The organism is Corynebacterium accolens (assembly GCF_023520795.1).
Classification (GTDB): domain Bacteria; phylum Actinomycetota; class Actinomycetes; order Mycobacteriales; family Mycobacteriaceae; genus Corynebacterium; species Corynebacterium accolens.
The window spans coordinates 1,811,530-1,832,321 of record NZ_CP046605.1 but is presented as its reverse complement, the minus strand read 5'-3'; the positions used below and the strand labels follow the sequence as shown (position 1 = coordinate 1,832,321).

22 protein-coding genes are annotated in these 20,792 nt (G+C 59.8%); 13 read left to right on the top strand and 9 right to left on the bottom strand.

Features of this window, described 5'->3' with window-relative positions; all coding sequences use genetic code 11:
* Nucleotides 1–238 precede the first annotated feature (238 nt).
* Genes era through CACC_RS08705 form a run of 3 tightly spaced genes read left to right on the top strand, consistent with a single transcriptional unit; the run spans nucleotide 239 to nucleotide 2,762 of the window.
* Complete coding sequence (gene era, locus CACC_RS08715; RefSeq protein ID WP_005278100.1) at nucleotides 239–1,276, top strand: GTPase Era; 1,038 nt, start codon at nucleotides 239–241, stop codon at nucleotides 1,274–1,276.
* A 6-nt stretch (nucleotides 1,277–1,282) separates the two neighbouring features.
* Nucleotides 1,283–1,999 carry a DNA repair protein RecO gene (gene recO / locus CACC_RS08710; RefSeq protein ID WP_005278101.1) on the top strand — a complete coding sequence of 239 codons (717 nt, stop codon included), beginning with the start codon at nucleotides 1,283–1,285 and terminating at the stop codon, nucleotides 1,997–1,999.
* A 10-nt stretch (nucleotides 2,000–2,009) separates the two neighbouring features.
* Complete coding sequence (locus CACC_RS08705; protein ID WP_005284186.1) at nucleotides 2,010–2,762, top strand: isoprenyl transferase; 753 nt, start codon at nucleotides 2,010–2,012, stop codon at nucleotides 2,760–2,762.
* Nucleotides 2,763–2,793: 31 nt separating this feature from the next.
* Here CACC_RS08705 and CACC_RS08700 read toward each other — a convergent pair whose 3' ends face one another.
* On the bottom strand, nucleotides 2,794–3,213 hold the full coding sequence (locus CACC_RS08700) for a Fur family transcriptional regulator (protein ID WP_034658244.1): 420 nt from the start codon (nucleotides 3,211–3,213) through the stop codon (nucleotides 2,794–2,796).
* Between the two features lie 68 nt (nucleotides 3,214–3,281).
* Nucleotides 3,282–3,572, bottom strand: coding sequence for an ArsR/SmtB family transcription factor (locus CACC_RS08695; protein WP_005278104.1), 291 nt, complete (start codon nucleotides 3,570–3,572; stop codon nucleotides 3,282–3,284).
* Nucleotides 3,573–3,760: 188 nt separating this feature from the next.
* Here CACC_RS08695 and CACC_RS08690 point away from each other — a divergent pair, with 188 nt between their 5' ends.
* Genes CACC_RS08690 through CACC_RS08680 form a run of 3 tightly spaced genes read left to right on the top strand, consistent with a single transcriptional unit; the run spans nucleotide 3,761 to nucleotide 6,181 of the window.
* Complete coding sequence (locus tag CACC_RS08690) at nucleotides 3,761–5,140, top strand: glycine--tRNA ligase (RefSeq protein ID WP_005278106.1); 1,380 nt, start codon at nucleotides 3,761–3,763, stop codon at nucleotides 5,138–5,140.
* Nucleotides 5,141–5,144: 4 nt separating this feature from the next.
* On the top strand, nucleotides 5,145–5,654 hold the full coding sequence (locus tag CACC_RS08685) for a hypothetical protein (protein WP_005278107.1): 510 nt from the start codon (nucleotides 5,145–5,147) through the stop codon (nucleotides 5,652–5,654).
* Nucleotides 5,655–5,665: 11 nt separating this feature from the next.
* The gene (locus tag CACC_RS08680) at nucleotides 5,666–6,181 is read left to right on the top strand and encodes a hypothetical protein (protein ID WP_035108417.1); all 516 of its coding nucleotides are present in this window, start codon (nucleotides 5,666–5,668) and stop codon (nucleotides 6,179–6,181) included.
* 31 nt (nucleotides 6,182–6,212) lie between these two features.
* Here CACC_RS08680 and CACC_RS08675 read toward each other — a convergent pair whose 3' ends face one another.
* Nucleotides 6,213–8,231: a TPM domain-containing protein gene (locus CACC_RS08675; RefSeq protein WP_035108419.1), complete on the bottom strand. Its 2,019-nt coding sequence runs from the start codon at nucleotides 8,229–8,231 to the stop codon at nucleotides 6,213–6,215.
* Between the two features lie 71 nt (nucleotides 8,232–8,302).
* Between CACC_RS08675 and CACC_RS08670 the strand changes: the two genes are divergently transcribed.
* Both CACC_RS08670 and CACC_RS08665 read left to right on the top strand, forming a co-directional pair.
* Nucleotides 8,303–8,890: a YdcF family protein gene (locus CACC_RS08670; protein ID WP_023017144.1), complete on the top strand. Its 588-nt coding sequence runs from the start codon at nucleotides 8,303–8,305 to the stop codon at nucleotides 8,888–8,890.
* A gap of 11 nt (nucleotides 8,891–8,901) precedes the next feature.
* A complete protein-coding gene (locus CACC_RS08665) occupies nucleotides 8,902–10,194 on the top strand; it encodes a deoxyguanosinetriphosphate triphosphohydrolase (RefSeq protein WP_005278111.1) in 1,293 nt (430 codons plus the stop codon).
* Nucleotides 10,195–10,401: 207 nt separating this feature from the next.
* On the opposite strand, the gene CACC_RS08660 is transcribed toward CACC_RS08665, so the two are convergent.
* Nucleotides 10,402–10,635, bottom strand: a complete 234-nt coding sequence (locus CACC_RS08660; protein ID WP_005278112.1) for a hypothetical protein — start codon at nucleotides 10,633–10,635, stop codon at nucleotides 10,402–10,404.
* Nucleotides 10,636–10,637: 2 nt separating this feature from the next.
* Complete coding sequence (locus CACC_RS08655) at nucleotides 10,638–11,060, bottom strand: guanyl-specific ribonuclease (protein WP_035108420.1); 423 nt, start codon at nucleotides 11,058–11,060, stop codon at nucleotides 10,638–10,640.
* A 225-nt stretch (nucleotides 11,061–11,285) separates the two neighbouring features.
* Here CACC_RS08655 and dnaG point away from each other — a divergent pair, with 225 nt between their 5' ends.
* Entirely contained in the window at nucleotides 11,286–13,205 is a 1,920-nt protein-coding gene (gene dnaG, locus CACC_RS08650; protein ID WP_005278115.1) for a DNA primase, read from the top strand.
* Nucleotides 13,206–13,273: 68 nt separating this feature from the next.
* Here dnaG and CACC_RS08645 read toward each other — a convergent pair whose 3' ends face one another.
* Nucleotides 13,274–13,555: a hypothetical protein gene (locus tag CACC_RS08645; protein ID WP_005278121.1), complete on the bottom strand. Its 282-nt coding sequence runs from the start codon at nucleotides 13,553–13,555 to the stop codon at nucleotides 13,274–13,276.
* A 154-nt stretch (nucleotides 13,556–13,709) separates the two neighbouring features.
* Between CACC_RS08645 and CACC_RS08640 the strand changes: the two genes are divergently transcribed.
* Entirely contained in the window at nucleotides 13,710–13,874 is a 165-nt protein-coding gene (locus tag CACC_RS08640) for a hypothetical protein (RefSeq protein WP_005278122.1), read from the top strand.
* A gap of 12 nt (nucleotides 13,875–13,886) precedes the next feature.
* Here CACC_RS08640 and CACC_RS08635 read toward each other — a convergent pair whose 3' ends face one another.
* A complete protein-coding gene (locus CACC_RS08635) occupies nucleotides 13,887–15,104 on the bottom strand; it encodes an acetyl-CoA C-acetyltransferase (protein WP_005278123.1) in 1,218 nt (405 codons plus the stop codon).
* A 9-nt stretch (nucleotides 15,105–15,113) separates the two neighbouring features.
* A complete protein-coding gene (locus CACC_RS08630) occupies nucleotides 15,114–15,887 on the bottom strand; it encodes an IclR family transcriptional regulator domain-containing protein (RefSeq protein WP_005278124.1) in 774 nt (257 codons plus the stop codon).
* A gap of 116 nt (nucleotides 15,888–16,003) precedes the next feature.
* Here CACC_RS08630 and CACC_RS08625 point away from each other — a divergent pair, with 116 nt between their 5' ends.
* Together CACC_RS08625 and CACC_RS08620 are read left to right on the top strand one after the other, a co-directional pair.
* Entirely contained in the window at nucleotides 16,004–16,747 is a 744-nt protein-coding gene (locus tag CACC_RS08625) for a CoA transferase subunit A (protein WP_005278125.1), read from the top strand.
* On the top strand, nucleotides 16,747–17,388 hold the full coding sequence (locus CACC_RS08620; protein WP_005278126.1) for a 3-oxoacid CoA-transferase subunit B: 642 nt from the start codon (nucleotides 16,747–16,749) through the stop codon (nucleotides 17,386–17,388). The genes CACC_RS08625 and CACC_RS08620 overlap by 1 nt, the downstream gene beginning before the upstream one ends.
* Nucleotides 17,389–17,462: 74 nt before the next feature.
* On the opposite strand, the gene CACC_RS08615 is transcribed toward CACC_RS08620, so the two are convergent.
* Nucleotides 17,463–18,809: an MFS transporter gene (locus CACC_RS08615; RefSeq protein ID WP_035108421.1), complete on the bottom strand. Its 1,347-nt coding sequence runs from the start codon at nucleotides 18,807–18,809 to the stop codon at nucleotides 17,463–17,465.
* Nucleotides 18,810–19,234: 425 nt separating this feature from the next.
* Here CACC_RS08615 and CACC_RS08610 point away from each other — a divergent pair, with 425 nt between their 5' ends.
* Entirely contained in the window at nucleotides 19,235–20,791 is a 1,557-nt protein-coding gene (locus CACC_RS08610; protein WP_005278129.1) for a pyruvate carboxylase, read from the top strand.
* The last annotated feature ends 1 nt before the right edge of the window (nucleotide 20,792 follow it).

Here is a 20,792-nt window from a genome sequence, read left to right as displayed (position 1 = left end):
TGGTGGATTCCTCTTCGGAAGGCGAAGGGTCAGCATCAGGGGATGAACAGGCACTAATGGAAAAGGTGAGAAGAGCGCCCAGGAGCAGTAGGGGAGACTTGGTTGGCATGGCGGAGTGCCTTTCAGAAAGCGGTGAGAGATATACCTTGGAGGAGAGAACTGTCTTAGCTTAGCCTGCAGATTTGTTGTGGCGTGAAACAATCGGAGATTTTGGTGCGGTGGGCTATCATTGCAGGTAATGAGTTCTGATATTGATGCACAGTTTGATGCGGCATTCGAGGGCCTGCCAGATGGCCCCGATGATGCTGCTCCGGAAGTCGCCGGGGAGAAGGCCGCTCCGCTAGATTATTCGCAATACACGGATACCCCAGAAGGATTCCGCTCTGGATTCGTTTCCTTTGTGGGCCGCCCGAATACGGGTAAATCCACGCTGACTAATGCGCTGGTAGGTCAAAAGATTGCCATTACCGCGGACCAGCCTGAAACGACTCGCCACACCATCCGCGGTTTGGTTCACCGCGAGGATGCACAGGTGGTCGTGGTGGATACGCCGGGTCTGCACCGCCCCCGCACCTTGTTGGGCGAGCGGCTGAATGAAGTGGTCAAAGAAACGTATGCGGATGTGGATGTCATCGGCTTGACCATTCCAGCGGATGAAAAGATCGGCCCGGGTGACCGGTGGATCTTGGACAATGTGCGCTCGATTGCACCGAAGACCCCCATCATCGGCATCGTGACTAAGCTGGATAAAGCCTCCAAGGACCAGGTAGGCGCGCAGCTTCTGGCCTTGCACGAGCTATTGTCGCAAGAGGATCCGGAGGCTGTGGTGATTCCGGTTTCTAGTAAAAAGGGCGTGCAGCTGGATGACTTGGTGCAGGTCATCGTGGATCACTTGCCGGAGGGCCCGAAGTTCTATCCGGATGATCACATCACTGATGAGGGGCAAGAAAAGCGCATTGAAGAACTCATCCGTGAGGCCGCGCTATCTGGCTTGAAGGCGGAGCTGCCGCACTCAGTTGCGGTGCAAATCGATGAAATGCTGCCCTCGCGCACGCGTGAGGGAGTGCTGGATATTCACGCCATCATGTACTTGGAGCGTCAAGGGCAAAAGCGCATCATCGAGGGTAAAGATGGCCTGCGTTTCCGCCGCATCGTGGGCAATGCCCGCAAGGAAATCATGGAGCTACTGGGCCAGAACGTGTACCTGGACCTGCGCATCAAGGTGCTGAAGAACTGGCAATCGGATGCCAAGTCGTTGGGCAGGCTCGGGTTCTAAAAGGCCATGCGCGAAAATTACCGCGACCGCGCCGTGGTCATTCGCTCCTATGATTTTGGGGAAGCCGACCGCGTAATCGTACTTCTCACCCAAAACCATGGGTTGGTGCGTGCGGTGGCCAAGGGCGTGCGCCGAGCAAAATCCCGTTTTGGATCGCGGCTGCAGCTTTTCGTCAATTTGGATGTTCAGCTGTATGTGGGAAAGAACTTGGCCACGATTTCCCAGGCGGATACGGTGAATTATTTTGGTGCGCGCCTCATCGAAGACTACGAACGCTATACGGCCGCGTGCGCGGTCTTGGAGTCGGCCGAGCGGCTCATCTACGCGGATGGCGACGGCGACCCGTATCTCTACAACGCGGTGGTGGCGACGCTAGAGCATCTGCAAACCGAGGAGCCGACGCAAACGCTCGATGCGTTCTTATTGCAGGCCATGGCGCATGCCGGGTGGGCACCGAGCCTTTTTGATTGCGCCCAGTGCCAGCGCCCCGGCCCGCACCACGCCTTTCACCCGGCCGTCGGCGGCGCCGCTTGCCACGAATGCCGGCCACCAGGTGCTGCAGAGGTGGATCCGGAAACCCTGCACCACTTGTGGCTTTTGGCACATGGCTACCCGACGGACCCGACGAATGCGCAGCGGCAGGAGGGGCATCGGCTAGCGCGGGCGCACCTGCAGTGGCACATGGAGCGAAATGTGTCCGCATTACAGGTGATGGAACAGTAAACTGTAGTCCGTGATTACCCCAGATCCTTCTCGTCGCCTGACCCCGCCGAATATCCCGGATGAGCTGCTGCCGCGCCATATTGCGTTGGTGATGGATGGCAATGGCCGCTGGGCCCAGGAAAAGGGCATGAAACGCACGGAAGGCCACCGCAGGGGAGAGGCGGTGCTTCTCGATGTCGTCGATGCCTGCCTCGCCGCCGGTGTCCCGTACCTTTCGGCCTATGCGTTTTCTACTGAAAATTGGCGGCGCAGCCCAGAAGAGGTGCGCTTTTTGATGGGCTTTAACCGTGATGTGCTGCGCCGGCAGCGCGAGTGGCTCCACGAACGCGGTGTGCGCGTGGTGTGGGTGGGGCGTCGCCCGCGCCTGTGGCGCTCAGTGATTAAGGAGCTCGAGGCCGCCGAGGAATTGACCAAAAATAATACAAAAATGACGCTGGCTATGTGCGTCAATTACGGTGGCCGGGCAGAAATGGTCGATGGCGTGCGCCAGATCGCGGAAAAGGTCGCCGCTGGTGAAATCCGCCCGCGCGATATTAGAGAAAGCACCATCGCAGAGAATCTCTATGATCCCGGCATGCCGGACGTGGACCTATTCTTGCGGCCTTCCGGCGAGAAGCGCACCTCGAACTTTCTGCTGTGGCAATCTGCCTACGCCGAGATGATTTATCAGGACAAGTTATTTCCTGATTTCACCCCGGAGGATCTCTTCGCTGCCATTGAGGAATATGCCCGCCGCGATCGCCGCTTCGGTGCTGTGAAGTAGGGAAATAGGGGGATTAAAACAGCGCGCGTGATTACTGCGCGGCGGCGCACTGCGAGCACACGCCGAAGATCTCTGCGTCGTGGCCGGTAAGTTCGAAGTTGTATTCGGCGGCTACGGCCGAAGCCCACTTTTCAATGGGGCCGCCATCGATTTCTTCGGTGCGGCCGCATTTGGTGCATACCAGGTGGTGGTGGTGCGCGTCGGTTTCGCAATGGCGGTACAGGGTCTCGCCATTGGGCATGTGTAGCGCATCTACGGCATCAATATCAGAAAGAGACTGCAGGGTGCGGTAGACGGTGGTGAGGCCGACCTTTTCCTGCCGCTCTTGGAGCTGGTGATAAATTTCCTTGGCGGAGGCGAACTTGTCGATGTCCCGCAGGACCTCGACCACCGCGGTGCGCTGTTTAGTATTGCGCGAGCCGAGCTTGGGGATACTCTCATGAATGGACATGCCATTCATATTATCAACTCTTTTTCAACAAGCGCTATAATAAATCGTCTTTATATGCAGACTAGTGATTAAGAGGCGATTTTCGCGGCGTCTTCCAAAAGGGTTAAAACCTCCGGCGCAACTAGGGAATAGGTCACCTCGCGGCCATTGCGCTCAGAGCTGACAATCCCTGCCTGCTTAAGTACCCGCAGGTGCTGGCTAATCAGCGGCTGGGACTTGCCGGTGGCTTTTACTAGCTCGTGCACGTAGTGGTCGCGTTCCGCCAGCCGGGTAATAATGGAAATGCGCAGCGGAGAATCGAGGGCCGCGATAACGCTTGCGGCCGCAGAGTTATTAAATGCTAATTGAACGGTCGTCATAGGGAGTGGGCACCTTCAATACGGTATCTATTATCTGGCGACCACTACTATATTACCTCAAGTTGGTCATTACCTGTACATTAACCGAATTAAATTTACACCCCCTGATCCCACTACTGATGGGGGATAAGGGTTAAACTGAATGAGATTGTCACGACTGTCCCCTACCAGAGGAGTCCTTTACAACCATGGCATCCCTTATCGATACCGTTGTTAATCTGTGTAAACGCCGCGGCTTGGTCTACCAGGCGGGTGAGATTTACGGCGGTTCCCGCTCCGCATGGGACTATGGTCCTCTTGGTGTGGAGTTGAAGGAAAACATCAAGCGTCAGTGGTGGCGCCACATGGTCCAATCCCGCCCCGATGTCGTGGGTGTGGATACCTCCGTCATCCAGCCGCGCCAGGTGTGGGTCTCCTCCGGCCACGTGGAGGTCTTTACTGATCCCCTGGTGGAATCCCGCCACACAGGTAAGCGCTACCGCGCCGACCACCTGATCGAGGCCTACGAGGAAAAGCACGGCCACGAGCCAGAAAACGGCCTAGCGGATATCAATGACCCGGAAACCGGCCAGCCAGGTGACTGGACCGAGCCGAAGGCCTTTTCTGGCCTGCTGAAGACCTTCCTGGGGCCAGTCGATGACGAGCAGGGCCTGCACTACCTGCGTCCCGAGACCGCACAGGGCATCTTCATCAACTTCAAGAACGTGATGACCTCCTCGCGCATGAAGCCGCCATTTGGCATTGCCAATATTGGTAAGTCCTTCCGCAATGAGATCACCCCGGGTAACTTCATCTTCCGCACCCGCGAGTTCGAGCAGATGGAGATGGAGTTCTTCGTCAAGCCAGGCGAGGACGAAGAGTGGCACCAGTACTGGATCGATGACCGCTACAAGTGGTACACCGACCTGGGCATCAAGGAAGAAAACCTGCGCCTGTACGAGCACCCAAAGGAAAAGCTCTCGCACTACTCCAAGCGCACCGTGGATGTGGAATACGCCTTCGGCTTCAAGGGCTCCAAGTGGGGCGAGCTGGAAGGTGTGGCCAACCGCACCGACTATGACCTCTCCGTTCACGACAAGGGCTCTGGCGAGGACCTGTCCTACTATGACCAGGCTAATGACGAGCGCTGGATTCCGTACGTCATCGAGCCGGCCGCCGGCTTGGGCCGTTCCATGATGGCCTTCTTGGTAGATGCCTACGACGAGGAAGAGGCCCCGAACGCTAAGGGCGGCACCGACAAGCGCGTGGTTCTGCGCCTGGACCGCCGCTTGGCGCCCATCAAGGTCGCCGTCCTGCCATTGTCCAAGAAGGAAGAGCTTTCCACCCCGGCCCGCGAGCTCGCGGATAAGCTGCGCGCTTACTGGAACGTGGACTTTGACGTCTCCGGCGCCATCGGCCGCCGTTACCGCCGCCAAGACGAGGTTGGTACGCCATTCTGCGTCACCTTCGACTTCGATTCGCTCGAGGATAACGCCGTGACCGTGCGCGAGCGCGACACCATGGAGCAAGAGCGCGTAAAGATTGAGGATCTTGAGTCCTACCTCGCCGCGCGCCTGATTGGATGCTAAGCAGATGCACTACACCAGCTGGGATCGCTCCGACCGCGAAAAGCCCGTCCTCCTCGTTGAGGAGGGGCCGGAGCGCCTAGGCGTCTTTGCGGAGCATTCCGCCGAGGTAGACGGCAACTTTTGGCGCGTCGAGGTCAGCGATCTGGGCGCTTCGGCCACGCTTGACGATGGCTCCGTCTACCGCCTCGCCGGCCGCCTCGGACGCGATAAGCGGCTGGAGGCCTCGCTCAATGGCCGCACCTTTCATTACGTCAATGAAAATAGCGGCGATTGGATCATCGATGACGTCGATGACAACAAGGTGGCACAGTTTTCCGCCAAGAATTCTGGCGTGCGCAAGGCCATCTTGGAATTCGAAGACGATGCGAAAGGCTTAAGCACCGCCGAGATCGCCGGTCTGAGTTGGTTTACCCGCGCGATTTTGGAAAAGAACACCAAAAATTCCGCGTGGGTATGGATCGTCACGTTGGTGTTAGCCTCCATCGTCGCCCTGCTGGCGGTGTTCATCTTCTAATGGCGGGAACGATGCCGTGGCAGTGGACAGGTACTACTCTGCGCGACGTACGCGGTACCGACATCGCCTGGGTGCGAGACGGGGTACTGACCATTGCCGGCGCAATCTCTGGGGATCCCACACAGCCGGATGTGCTTTTTGATGTGGAGACCTCGCTAGACGGTGCAACCGCCTCCCCGCGTTTCTTCCTGCGGGCCCGGCCGCGTGCCAGCCGCAGCGCGGATTCCGGCGCCGCAAAGCATTGTGAAGTCTCGCAGGCGGGATTGACCGTCACGCGCCTGCGCGCGACCTGCGGAGACGCCCACTACCTTTTAGAGCGCTCCGCCATCTTTGGCAAGCAGCGCCGCATACTGGCCCTTGCCGAAGATGGTGGCGCGGAGGGCTCCGAAGTTGCCCGCCTTAACCCGCGGGGGAGCGGCCTAGAAGTAGCGGCCTCTGATAACAATGGCCTTCCGGACATGGATGCGGTAGTGCTGAGCTATAGCTGCCTGCTTGTCGATGCCGCACCGCGCATCGTGCGCGGCTAGGCGCAAACAAAGCAGGCCTTCTGAGCCGGGCTTAGAAGGAGCCGCCGCGGAAGCCGCCTCCGCCACCGCCGCCGGAGAATCCTCCGCCGCCGCCACCGAAGCTGCCGCCGCCTCCGCTGAAACCACCGCCGAAGCCGCGGCCACCGCCGCCCAATATTTGGCCTAGGACCATACCGGTGATGATATTGCCGGCCGTGGAACTCGTCTGCTGGCGTTGTTGCTGGCGGCGGTACTCATCGGAATCATCCTTGGCCCGCTGCAGGGCGGTCTGTGCTGCGGCAACGGCTTCGCGGGAGGATTGCAGCGCGCCGCGGATATCGCTGCGCTGGGTATGCAGGGCTTGGGCGTGGAGACGCTTGGCATCGGCAAGCGCGGTGCGGGCGCCGGAACCAACGATGCGCCCGCGCGAGGAAATGAGATCCTCGGCGGCCTGAATATTGGATTCTGCCACCGACATTTGCTGGTGGAAAAGCTCGAGCTGGCGCGCGTGGGTGGAGGTCTTTTCCCGCACGCGGTCGAGGCGCTCATCAAGCTCGGTATCGATGCTCATAAGGGCGGTGTGCTGGCCCAAGGGATCCGTATCGCCCTGTTGCTTGGCGTCAGTGATCGCGGCAGAGGCGCGCTCAAGCAGCTCCTCGAGGGCATCCCAATCCGCCTGGGTGCCCTGGGATTTGCCCTGGCGCTCCAGCTCTCGGGCTTCCTCGATTTCGCCCTCGACCTCAGTGATGAGCGCGCCCAAATTGCGGCGCGCGGAGGAGATATTCTCCTCGGCGTGTTCCACACCGGTCAGGAGCCTATCGGTAACCTCCGTGGCGTGCTCGATATCGCGGATAAGGCCCACGAGTGAACCCTGCTTCCCAGCCGGCTGGCCCTGCACCTTGCGGGCTTGGTCCAGGAGCTTTTCCGCCTCATCAAGGGAAGCGCTGGCCAATTCTGGGTTATCCGCAATGGAGGATAGGACCTCTGCGGAATAGTCCTCTTGGAGCTTTTTCAGGGTACCTTCGGCGCCCGGCAGGCGAGTGCGTAGACCGACGGTGCGCTGGGTGAGCTCGTCCAACTTGGAGTCGCTTTGCAGCAGCAGGTCTCGCATCCGGGCAAACTCTTCTGCCTGGCTATCCAGTGCGTCATCGGCTTGGCCGCAGGTAGAGACGATTTCTACCAGCATCTGCCGTCGCTCGGCTTGGGATTCTGGCACCGCATCATCGAGGCGCTGGCGAATCTTGAAGGCCTTTTGCAAGGTAGAGGTGGAATGATTCATCGCCTTGGTAAACGGGCGGGTGCGCTCCGGCCCGAATTCAGACAGGGCGATATTGAGCTCTTCTTTACCGCGGCGGATGGATTCATCCGTGGAGACCAATTCTTCCTGGGCCAACTTATCCAGGGTTTCCAGCGGTAGCCGGTTTAATTGATCGGTATCTTCTGGCGCAATCTCGCGGGCGGACTCTAAGGTCTTTGCCTGATTCTTCTTTGTATTGCGGCGCGAGTAGTACCAGATGCCACCGCCTGCAGCGACGATGGCGGCGGCGCCACCGCCCAACCAGGCTATGCCGGAGGAATCGGAGGAGCTGGAGTTACCAAGGGCAGCATCGGCAAGCGCGATCGCAGAAGCGCCGTATTCCTCTGCGGAGAGCTTGCTATAGGCGGCATCGTACATCTGATCCAGGCGACCCTCGGGCCATTGATTGCCGGCCTGCACGCCCACCTGGCGCTCATTGACGCCAACGACATAGGCCGCGGAATTCGGCCCTTTTTCGTTGACGATACTCCGGGCAACGCTTTCTGGGTCACCGCCAAGATCGTTTGCGAAGACAACGAAGATGATGAGCGACTGGTCTTTTTGTAGCTGGGTGATCTTCTCATTGATCTCCCTAATTTCCTCGGTGCTTAAGACCCCTGCCTCATCGTTTACCCTATCCGTCACCGCCGCCGTATCCGCGGCTTGGGCGATGGTAGTGGTCTCCGCGGCTAAGGCCTGGCCTGCGCCAATGGAGGTGCAGCCGAGCAAAAATGCCGCGATGGTAGCGCGGCCGATTCGTGCACTAAGATTCATGCCCACAACTCTACCTGCCCGAACGCCCAATCCGGAGAACCTCCTCTGCAGGCAGTAGGGTGGGAAGCATTGTGAAATACGTCGTTGTTTTAGGCACCGCGCAATACGATGGCCGCCCCTCCCGCATCCTGGCCGGGCGTCTGCGCCATGCCGGGGAGCTGGCCACCTCCCGCGGCCTGCCCGTCATAACCGTCGGCGGCCAGCTGCCCGGGGATCGGGTTACCGAGGCCGGGGTCGCGCGCGATTACCTGCGCGAGCACTTCCCTGAGCTGCAGGTATCCGCCGTGGAGGAAGGCCTCGACACGCGTGAGTCCTTAGCTGCGGTTATCGATGCCCACGGCCTTGCCGATGCCATCATCGTCACCGATCCCTTGCACAGGTTGCGCACGTGGGTCATCGCCAAGCAGGAAGGGCTCAATGCCTCGGTTTCGGGCACGCCTTATTATCCCGCCCGGCGCTTTTCCAAGCCCTGGTGGCGCTACCTCGCGCACGAATGCGGCGGGCTGTTTTATATTGGGCTCGCCAGCATCGTTTCTCCCCAGTGCGCGCGTGCCTGGAAAAGGCGCCTGTACCGCATCGAGCTGATGCTGCGGCCGAATCAGAAGCTGCGGCACGAAACGATGCAAAATAAAGACGCAGACCGCACGCAGGGGGAATAGACTAAAACGCCGTGTCTTACTCTTATGCTGCAGCTGATTTTGCCCGGCTGGCCGAAGAACGGCCCAAGGGATCCACGATTAGCGATATCGAAGAACACCGCGGGGTATTCTCCCGCGACCGCGCCCGCGTCTTGCACTCGGCTGCGCTGCGGCGATTGGCGGATAAAACCCAGGTCGTAGGCCCACGTGATGGCGATACCCCGCGCACCCGGCTTACCCACTCGCTCGAGGTTGGCCAGATTGCCCGCGGCATCGGCGCCGGCCTCGGTCTCGATCCGGATCTCTGTGACATGGCGGGGCTCACCCACGATATCGGCCACCCGCCCTATGGGCACAATGGCGAAAATGCGCTCAATGAGGTTGCTCAAGGCGGTTTCGAGGGAAATGCGCAAACCCTGCGCATCCTGACTCGCCTCGAGCCCAAAGTCCTAGTCGAGGACGCCGATGGCACCGCCCACAGCTTTGGCCTCAACCTCACCCGCGCCGCGCTCGATGGCGCGTGCAAATATCCTTGGACCAAGACCAATCCGGATGGCACCATCAACCGCAAATACGGCGCTTATGATGAGGACGCGGACCTTTTAGCGTGGCTGCGCGAAGGCCATAGCGATAAGCGAAAGTGCATCGAGGCCCAGGTCATGGACTGGTCCGATGATATTGCCTATTCCGTGCATGACGTGGAAGACGGCATCATCTCCCAGCGCATTTCCTTGAACGTGTTGTGGGATTTGGTGGAGCTGGCCCACCTTGCAGAAAAGGGCGCCGAGGCCTTTGGCGGAACCGCCGATGAACTCTTGGAAGCCGCCGATAGCCTGCGCAACCTCGATGTCATCAACGCCCTTGGCAATTTCGACTACACCCTGCGCGATTATGCCAAGCTGAAAAAGATGACCTCTGAGCTGGTGGGACGCTATGTGGGTGTCACTATTGGCGCGACCTCGGAGGCGAATGCCGAACTCATCAGCGCCAATACGCTCGGCCGCATGCACGGTGACCTCCGCGTTCCGCCCTTGGCGCAGGCAGAGGTTAAGCTCTTAAAAACGATTGCCGTGCTTTACGTGATGGATGAACCAGCGCATCTAGCCCGCCAAGACCGCCAGCGCGAGCGCATCTACCGCGTCTACGACTACCTCGTCGCAGGTGCGCCCGGTTCGCTCGATGCCACCTTCCGCCTGTGGTGGGAGCAGGCCGATACTGATGCCGCCCGCGACCGCGCCATCATCGACCAGATCGCCTCCATGACCGAATCCCGCCTGGAGCGGCTGGCCCGGCGCAGCGCTGACCTTTCGGGGTTCTTGGACTAGTAGCTATGCAGGCTTGGTTGCCCTTTTTGAGGGGCTTGGCCGCGGTATTTCTCTAAAAGTGCAGCCTCCGCTGCTATTTTTGAGGCGGAAAAGTCATATCTGAGGGCGCGCAATGCTCAGTTATAGCAGAGGACCTATAGCATCGCGGAATGTCAGCATCTGCGGAGTGCCAGCATCCTCAGAGCTCCAGCATCCGCGGACTAGCTATTAGCGGGCGAGCCTAACGCCTTCATCCTGGACTACGGCGGCGATGGCCGCGAAGTCATCCAATTCCATTTCCATGTTGGCAGCCACGATGGTGGAGACCTCATTCTCGCGCAGGAATTTAGCTAGATCCTCTAGGCTGCGCGGGCCACAATCCACGCAGCCGTGGGTGCGGCCTAAGGCGTTGAAGAAATCCGTACGGGTACGGATGGGTTCCGTAATTAAAATGCGGTGCACTATTAATCCTCTGCGTCCGGGATAGAACAGAATGTTTGGTAATGGTCGTCGGTGTAGTACCACACATCGGGGTCGGTTTCGGTGCCGCCGCCGGTGACGATGCGCCTCGAACCGCGATGGTTACTGCCAGGGGTTTCTACCGTGTACTCGCGGTAGTAGTCCTGCGCCTGCTGGGGGAGGACGCCTTCATAATTGCCAAAATGGGAATTGTCATTGTCGGGGTAGGCATAAGGGCCGCCGGCGAGAATATCGTCCGCGGTTTCTTCGACCTCGCTGGGAAGAGAAGAAATTGCGCAGGTCTCATCCGTCGACGTTGCATCCTCATCACCGCCGAGGTCGAAGCCGAAGTAGCTAGCGCCTGCGACGATGGCGAGTCCACCAAGGGCCACTGGAAGCGATTTCTTAGACGCTTTGGACTTGGACATGCTCCCTATTGTTGCAGGAACTATCTCGAAAACATAAACGTCCACCGCGTCAAGAGCAATATCCAAAATTGCCCCGTCCCGGGGGTGGGAATACCCGGGGAGAGGCCGCCCCACATGTGGGTAAATCACGGTGATTCTGTGTACTTGCTAACCGGCACGGTCCAATGCGACCATCCTGGCTTTGGCAGTTAAGCATCCGATATATGGGCGGGGTAGTCTGTAGCCATGGCAAAGGGCAGAATTCCGGACAGTGATATCCAAGCTATCCGTGAACGCGCGCCTTTAGAAGAAATCGTGGGCGAATACGTGCAGCTCAAACCTGCCGGGCACGATTCTTTGAAAGGCCTGAGCCCTTTCAAGGATGAAAAGACGCCATCCTTCCACGTCCGCCCGCAGCGCGGTTATTATCACTGCTTTTCCACCGGTAAAGGCGGCGATGTATTCAGCTTCCTAATGGAAATGGAACAGGTCTCTTTCCCGGAGGCCGTGGAAGCCGTGGCGCAGAAGATTGGCTACCACATCAACTATCAGGGCGGCTCGACCGGTGCTCGCAACGAGAAGCCGGGTACGAGGCAGCGGCTCATCGCGGCGAATAAGGCGGTGCACGAGTTCTACCGGAAGCAGCTGGAAACCCCAGAGGCGGCAACGGCGCGCAATTTTTTGCTGGACCGCGGGTTTAGCCGCGAGGTTATTTATGATTTCGAGTGCGGGTACGCTCCGGAAGGTTGGGACACCGCCACAAAGCACCTGTTGCGCATGGGCTTTTCCTTTGAAGAACTAGAGGCAGCCGGCATTTCCAAGATGGGCAAGCGCGGTCCCATTGACCGTTTTCACCGCCGCTTGTTGTGGCCCATTAAGGATCTTTCCGGCAACGTTATTGGTTTTGGTGCGCGCAAGCTCTTTGATGATGACAAGCTGGGCAAGTACATGAATACTCCCGAGACCATGCTTTATCACAAGTCTAAGGTGCTCTTCGGGCTGGATTTGGCCAAGCGCAATATCGCAGAAGGCCACCAGGCTGTGGTGGTGGAAGGCTATACGGATGTGATGGCCATGTACGCGGCGGGCATTAAAACTGCCGTGGCCTCGTGCGGTACCGCCTTTGGTGGTGAACACTTGCAGGTGCTGCGCCGGCTCATGCTGGATGATTCCTATTTCCACGGCGAGCTCATCTATACCTTCGATGGTGATGAGGCGGGGCAGAAGGCCGCGATGCGTGCCTTTGAAGGCGAGCAGAAATTCACCGGTCAATCTTTCGTGTCCGTGGCCCCAGACGGCATGGACCCGTGCGATCTGCGCCTGGAAAAAGGCGATGCCGCGGTGCGCGATCTGGTGGCAGACCGCATCCCCATGTTCGAGTTCGTCATTCAGTCCGTTATTGCGGATTTCCGGATCGATACGGCTGAGGGTCGCTTGCAGGCTTTGCGGCGGGCGGTGCCCATCGTCGCGCAAATCCGGGACCAGCCCTTGCAGCGCGAATACGCTCGTCGGCTTGCTGGCTGGGTGGGCTGGAATGATCCGGAAGAAGTGCTGCGCCAAGTACGCGCGGAGGCGAAGAAGCCGAAGAAGGCGGATAAGCCTACGATACGCCGCTTTGATAATGCACAGCCGCAGCCGGCGCAGCAGGATGTGCCCATGATCCATCCGCCCAGCCCGAAGGAGACCCATCTGTGGCCGCAGCGGGAGGCGCTAAAGTTGGCCTTGCAGATGCCGGAGGTCGTTGGCTCGTACTTTGATGGCATTACTGCCGATGCCTATACCAACGACGCCTATCGCATCGTCCGCCAAGCGATTTCCGCCGTGGGCGGGGCAGAAAAGGGTGCCACCATGTCCGGGGTGGATTGGATTGCCGCCGTTGCCGGGGAAATGCAGGATCTGACGGGGAGGAATTTCGTTTCCGAGTTGGCAGTTGAGGCCATCTTGCCCACGGACGTGGGCGCAGAAAAGTATGCGGATTCCGTGCTCTCGCGGCTGCAGGAAACCGTCGTGGGCGATCAGATTGCGCAGCTGAAAGCCCAATTGGGCCGGATGCGGCCTACCGATGATGAGGCCGGTTATAACTCCCTGTTCGCGGACTTGATTGCCTTGGAACAGGCCCGCCGCGAGCTCAATGACCGCGCCTTTCGCGGCACCCCGGGGATATAAAATCCCCGGGCAGGCACTCGGACGCTAGTTCAGGTGCTGCGCGGGGAGGGGGTTAGCGCGGAAGAGCTTTAGTCCTCATCCGGCTCATAGATGCGATCGGCTTGCGGAGTTTGGGCGCCCCGAATTTTTCCTTTTCCACGGCGCTTTTCAGAAAGGTCGTGGATTTCGCGCATGCGTGGCTCTGGATCCAGGCGGTTGGCTACCATCTTGCGCGCGGAGCGCACCGCGGACTTGGTGGCGGGGGAGTTGACGGTCTTTTGGTAGGCGCTTTTCATCTGGTGGTAGCGCTTGCGGCCCGCCTTGGTGCCAAATACGTACCCTGCGGCGGCGCCAAAGACGAATTGGATCATTATTGACTAAGTCCCCTTAAAATCATGCGAGCAAAGTTCCACTCCAGCTTACAGCGAAGTGCGGTGTCGTTGTCGGGTTATCCACCGCACCCCTCATCTACCCCTTATTCTCTTTTTCCTTTCCCCTAACCTTCATTCGCGCTACGTTAAGGAAATGAAGTATTCCATGCGGGCAGGTAGGGACTCGGCGATGGCCTCAGCTGCGGCTTCGGCCGTGGCCCTAGCCGCGCTGGTTACTGCCAGCATCGCGGCGGGCGAGCCCAACGCGGATGGCGCCTTGGTGCAGCGCCCGGTGGGGGATTACGGCAGCAGCGAATAGCGCTTGTGGAGGCTAGACCGCCTCAACGATGGCGGCAAGGCCCTGGCCGCCGCCGATGCACATGGTAACTAGCGCGCGCTTGCCGCCGGTGCGGCGCAGGTGGTGTGCGGCGGTAACCACGATGCGGGCACCGGTCGCGCCCACCGGGTGACCCAGTGAGATGCCGGATCCGTTGGGGTTGAAGCGGGGGTCTTCGGGCGAGATCCCCCACTGATCTAGTACCGCGAGGGCTTGGGCGGCAAATGCCTCATTGAGCTCGATGAGGTCGAGGTCATCGAAGGTGAGATCGAGGCGGTCCATGACCTTGCGGGTTGCCTCAACCGGTGCGATGCCCATGCGCTCTGGTTCCACGCCGGCAAGCGCCCAGCCCTTCAATACCACCATCGGCTCGAGACCAAGCTCGTCGGCCTTTTCGCGGGTGGTAACGAGTACGGCGGCGGCGCCGTCGTTTTGGCCGGAGGCGTTACCTGCGGTCACCGTGGCCTCGTCATCCTGCTTGCCCATTACCGGGCGCAGCTTGGATAGCTTTTCCACGCTGGAATCGGCGCGCACGTGCTCATCCTTGTCCACGATGATGGGATCCCCCTTGCGCTGGGGGACGGAGACGGGGACGATTTCGGCATCGAAAAGCGCCTGCTCCTGCGCGCGGGCGGCGTTGTGGTGGGAGCGCACCGCAAGCTCGTCTTGGTCCTCGCGCGACAGGGAACGCTCGCGGCGGAGGTTCTCGGCGGTTTCGATCATGCCGCTGGGGATGGGGTGGTTTTTGCCACCGGCGGTTTCGCGGGCCTCTTGGAGGCGATCGCGAAAGACCATGTTTCCGCCCTTCGCGCCCCAGCGAATATCGCCGTCCACGGTGTACTCGGTGCGCGACATGGATTCGGCGCCGCCTGCGATGACCACCTCGGCCGCGCCTGTGGCGACGTGCGCGGCGGCGGTCACGATGGCTTGCAGGCCGGAGCCGCAGCGACGGTCGAGCTGCATGCCGGTAACGGAGACGGGCAGGCCAGCATCGAGTGCGGCGACGCGGCCGAGGGCCGGTGCAGCACCGTTGGGGGAAGCTTGGCCGAGGATAATGTCATCGATGACGTTTGGGTCGATGCCGGATTCTTCCACGATGGTGGAAACCACCAGGCTGGCCAGATCTTGGACGGGGACGGATTTGAGCGCGCCTCCGTAGCGACCGACTGGGGTGCGCTTGGGGTAGCACAGGACAACGTCTTGGGTATTCATGGATTCTCCTTAGGAAATTTCGGTGGTAGTGAGATCGTGGGAAATGGCCGCGCACGTAGTGAGAAGCTCTGGGAGGATCTGCGCGGTGAGATCTTGGGTGGAATACACGGAGGTCTGGGTGGAAATGTTGATGGCCGCCACAGCGCGCCCGGTGCGATCCCGGATGGGAACGGCGATGGAGCGCAGGCCGATTTCAAGCTCTTGGTCCACGATGACCCAGCCGCGCCGCCGCACCTCGCCGAGCCGGGCCCGCAGCGCGTCCTGGGATACCAGGGTATGCGGGGTGACCTGTTCGAGCGGGGCGGTGGTGGCGAAAAACTCATCCAGCTCCGCCGGCGTTAAGTCAGCGAGTAGCACCTGGCCCATGGATGTGGCGTGCGCTGGGAAGCGGGTACCGATGGTGATATTGGTGGACATGATGCGGTGTGCTGCGGCGCGCGCGATATAGACAACGGTGTCGCGGTCGAGCACGCTGACGGAGCAGGACTCATCGAGTTTGGTGGATAACTCCCTCAAATGGGGCTGGGAAATATCCGGCAGTCCCAAGCTCGATAGGTAGGAGTAGCCTAGTTCCAAAACGCGCGGGGTGAGCCAAAAAACTGAGCCATCGGTGCGGGCATAACCTTCTGCGACAAGCGTGTGTAGAAAGCGGCGGGCGGTGGCGCGTGCTAGGCCTGTGACCTCGGCAACCTGGGCCAATGTCTGCCGCGGTCGTTCGCCATTAAACGAGTGAATGACATTGAGTCCGCGGGCTAGAGATTGCACTACGGGGGTATCTGCCACGGTGTGTCCTCCAAGGTATTTTTAGGGTTAAGTGGCCCAGGTCTCTTAAGTGTACCCGATTATGTTCGCATTCTGAACCCTTGTGCTGTCTGTGAACCGCACGTAGTCTAAGGCCCATGTTGAATAAAGTCATAGCCTCAGTAGAGGAGGCCGTCGCGGATATCCCGGACGGTTCCTCCATCGCGGTGGGCGGATTCGGCCTTGTGGGTATCCCAGCGCAGCTCATTGCCGCGCTGCGCTCCCAGGGCGCGAGCGAGCTCACCATCATTTCCAATAACCTCGGTACGGACGATTTCGGCCTGGGCCTGCTGCTCAAGGATCACCGCATCGCCCGCTCCATTGGTTCCTACCTGGGAACCAATAAGGAATACGCGCGCCAGTACCTCGAGGGCGAGCTTACCGTCGAATTTACCCCGCAGGGCACCCTGGCAGAGCGCATGCGCGCCGGCGGCGCGGGCATTCCGGCCTTCTACACCAAGGCTGGCGTGGGCACGCCGCTTGCCGATGGCGATATCCCCACCCGCTACAACCCCGACGGCACCATCGCGGAGACCTCCGCACCGAAGGAAACCCGCGAGTTCAACGGCGAGCTCTACGTCATGGAAGAAGCCCTTACCCCGGACTTCGCCTTCGTCCATGCCGCCCGCGCGGACCGCTTTGGCAACCTTGCCTTTAATAAGACCGCCCAGAACTTCAACCCCGATGCGGCCAAGTCCGCCGATATCACCATCGTGCAAGCAGAACAGCTGGTTGAAGCAGTTCCGCCCGCAGAGGTGGATGTGCCCGGAATCTACGTGGACCGCGTAGTGGAAGTGGGCAAACAAGAAACCGGAATCGAATTCAGGACGGTGAGCAAGTAATGACCTGGTCACGCGAAGAAATGGCGGCCCGCGCCGCACAAGAACTGGACAATGGTGACTACGTCAACCTGGGCATCGGCATGCCGACGCTCATCCCGGGCTACCTGCCAGAGGGCCGCGAGGTGGTCCTGCACTCTGAGAACGGAATCTTAGGCGTTGGTGCCTACCCTGAAGAGGACAAGGTGGATCCGGAGCTCATCAATGCCGGTAAAGAAACCATTACCGAAGCCCCAGGTGCATCCTTCTTCTCCTCGTCCGAGTCCTTTGCCATGATCCGCTCCCGCGCCATTGACGTCGCGGTGCTCGGAGCCATGGAGGTATCCCAGTTCGGTGACTTGGCCAACTGGATGATCCCCGGCAAGATGGTCAAGGGCATGGGCGGTGCCATGGACTTGGTGCACGGCGCCAAGCGCATCGTGGTGATGATGCAGCACGTATCAAAGCACGGCGATTCCAAGATTCTGGCGGAGTGCCAGCTGCCGTTGACCGGCGCGCGCTGCGTGGATCTGATTATCACCGACCGTGCCGTATTCACCGTGGACGAGCTGGAGGGCCTGACGCTTATCGAGGTCGCCGAGGGCGAAACCGAGGAGTCCATCCGCGAGGTCACGGACGCACCCTTTAAAGTAGCGCTCGACTAATTAGTTGTGGACGTGAAAAATCGCCGCTTCCCGGGAAAGACTGGGAAGCGGCGATTTAGCGTTACGTGGGTGGATTAGACATCGCGCAGGTCCACGCCCTTGGTTTCAGGCAGGATGTACATGCTGACAAGCGTGAGTATGCACAGTGCGACGACGTAGAAGCCAGAAGCCCAAGTAAGGCCGTGGGTTACGAACCACTGGTAAATATACGGTGCGGTACCACCAAAGACGGCGACGGACAGCGAGTAGGCCAGGCCGATGCTGCGGGTGCGCTGAGCGGTGGGGAAGACCTCGGACATGATGGAGGACAACAGGGCGCCGCCGGCGGCGACGATGACCACGCCGACGGTGGAGGCCACCAGCAGGGTCCAGGGGCGATCATCGATGAAGTTCATCAGTGGAATCTGCAGAACGGCTAGACCAATGGCGCAGATATAAATGACGGGCTTGCGGCCGATTTTATCGGACAGGCTGCCCCATAGCGGTAGGGCAATGAGACCGGCGGTCTGTGCGGCCACGGTGACCCAATATGCGCCCTGGGTGGACATGCCTTCGTGGCTAATGGCGTAGGTGGAAACATAGGAGGTCCATGTGTAGTGCGCGGCCGTAACACCGGAGACCATACCCACGACGAGCAAGATATTCTGCCATGCCGGGCGAACAACCGAGGCAGGCTTTTGCGAATTCACGGACTTCTTGGGGCGCTTCGGGGCCTCAACGGTGGGCTCGGCGCTATCGATTTCCTGGAAGTGATCGGATTCCTTCATGTGGCGGCGCAGGTACAACGCGATCAGCGCAGCTACGGCACCCAAGAGGAACGGAATGCGCCAGCCCCAAGCACCAATCTGCTCGTCCGTCAGGACCAGCGAAATGCCGCCGCCCAAGACGTAGGCGATGACCGAGCCGCCGAAGATGGAGACATAGACCATAGAACCCCAGCGGCCGCGGTGGGCGTTCGGGGCGATCTCAGGGATGTAGCTATTGGCGGCTGCGGATTCACCACCGTGTGCAAAGCCTTGCAGCACGCGGATGAAGAGCAGGCCGACAGAAGCCCAGATGCCAATGGATTCGTAGGTGGGCAGCAAACCGATGAGGACCGAGGCGCTAGCCATCATGATGATGGTGGTCATCAAGACGGTTTTGCGGCCGCGCTGGTCGGCGATGCGGCCAAAGATGATGCCGCCCAGCGGGCGGACCAAGAAGCCGACGGCGAAGACACCGAAGGTGGCAAGCAGTGCGGAGGCGGTATCGCCCTTGTCGAACATCGCCGCGGCGATGAACGGGGCGAAGACCGCATAGGAGCTCCACTCGTACCATTCCAGGACCTGGCCGGTCAGGCTGGCTGCGAGGGATTTGCGGTCCGTTTTTGTCGCGCCCGATGACTTAGTGGGCGTGGGGCTCGGCGGGGCGGTAGAAGTCATTGTTCCTCCTAGGTATGGGTCCGAAATATTGAGGAAGATATTACGCACATCACACTTCGCTTAGGCCGCGATGTAAGCCACGAGAAGCGCAGCGCGGCTGGGGCAGATTTAGTTACTGGCTAGAAACTGCATGTCGTCCACCACTTTTCGGGGGAAAGGTCCATAAAAATTCGCTGTTCGCTAGGTGAACTACAGTGCGCACTGTGACCCCGTATAGGGGTATTTGTATAAATTCTTTGCCGTAACGAGCTTGGAATTCGCAGGAAAAGGTCATTTTTGGCCAGAATTCCGGCGCTGAAAATTTAGGTGTGGTGTAGCGTGTGAGCCACGACACGGAAGGTTTTCGAAGAGTCTTGAACCACCAAAGTGACCCGTCACTGTGAACCAACCGAGTCTTTCCGGAGCCACACCCTAAGGAGGGATTTATGACTGCTCTTAGTCCCGAGGAACTAAGCACAGAAGGCCTCGCCGAAATCATGGCCGCGGGCGGACGCCCGGCCGATAGCGAGCGCAAGATCAACATCATCGATACCACCCTGCGTGATGCGCACCAGAGTATCTGGGCCACCCGCATGACCACGAGCCACATCCTGTCGCTGTTGGATGACATCACCAACGCTGGCTTCGAGCACGTGGACTTGGTCGCGCCCATCCAGTTCGACGTATCCGTGCGCTACCTCAAGGAAGACCCGTGGGAGCGCGTTCGCCTCGTCCACGAGAACGCCGCGCCGGGCACCAAGTTCCGCGCCCTGATTCGCTCCAAGAACCTGGCTTCCTTCGACTTCCTGCCGGATGATGCCATCTTGAACTGGACCGAGCGACTCTACGCCAATGGCTTCCGTGTGATCGGCTCCTTCGATGGCTTGAATGACATCGACAACATCGACCAGGGCCTCAAGCTGGCCAAGGAACTCGGAGCTGAAACCTTCGGCGCATTGTCCTACTGCTTGAGCCCGGTGCACACCGATGACTTGTACAAGCGGAAGGCCACGGAGCTGCTCGAGCGCACCGATGTGGACCGCATCATGCTAAAAGACGCCGGCGGCCTGCTTACTCCGGACCGTTTGAAGACCCTCATCCCGGCGATCCGCAGCTCCATCGGTGACGTACCGCTCGAGGTACACACCCACTCGCTGACCGGACTGTCCCCGCTGACCTACCTCTACGCAGCGGAATTGGGCGTGGATTCTATCCACACCTCCATCGCCCCGCTGGCCAATGGCCCGGGACAACCAGCCACCCAGGCCGTGGTGCGCGACCTTCGCGCACTGGGCTACACGGTGGACGTTGACGATGAGCGCATCGATTCCGCCAGCGAGCGCATTCAGGAAATCGCCGATACGGAAGATAAGCCAGTAGGCGTTCCGCGCGCATTCGATGGCCTGCACTACATGCACCAGCTGCCAGGCGGCATGCTTACCAACTTCGAATCCCAGCTGGAAACCGCTGGGTTGGGTGACCGCTTCGAAGAGCTGCTGTACGAGGTCGCACGCGTGCGCGAAGAGCTCGCATACCCCATCATGATTACGCCGTTCGCTCAGTTCGTGGGCACCCAGGCCGTCATGAACGTGATGACCGGTGACCGTTACTCCGTGGTCCCGAACGAGATTAAGAAGTACGCCTTGGGCTACTACGGCGAGCCACTCGCCCCGCTGGACCCAGACGTGCTGGAGAAGATCATGGCCAACGGTTCCTCCGAAATCACGGAGGAAATCCCAGAGCTCAAGCCGGTCCTGCCGGACCTGAAGAAGGCTCACCCGGACGAGGATATCGACACCTTGTTGCTGCGCGTGATGTTCGCCGGCAGCCAAGTCGATGAGATGAAGCGCTTCGTGGCTGAAGGCCGCGGCGGCGAGGGCGAAGGCGTCAAGGGCGGCGTCCTTACCTCCCTGGTACAGCAAATCTACGACTCTTCCGATACCACCGACTTCCACCTCAAGACTTCCGATTTGGAAATCAACCTCACCAAAGGAGAAAAGTAAC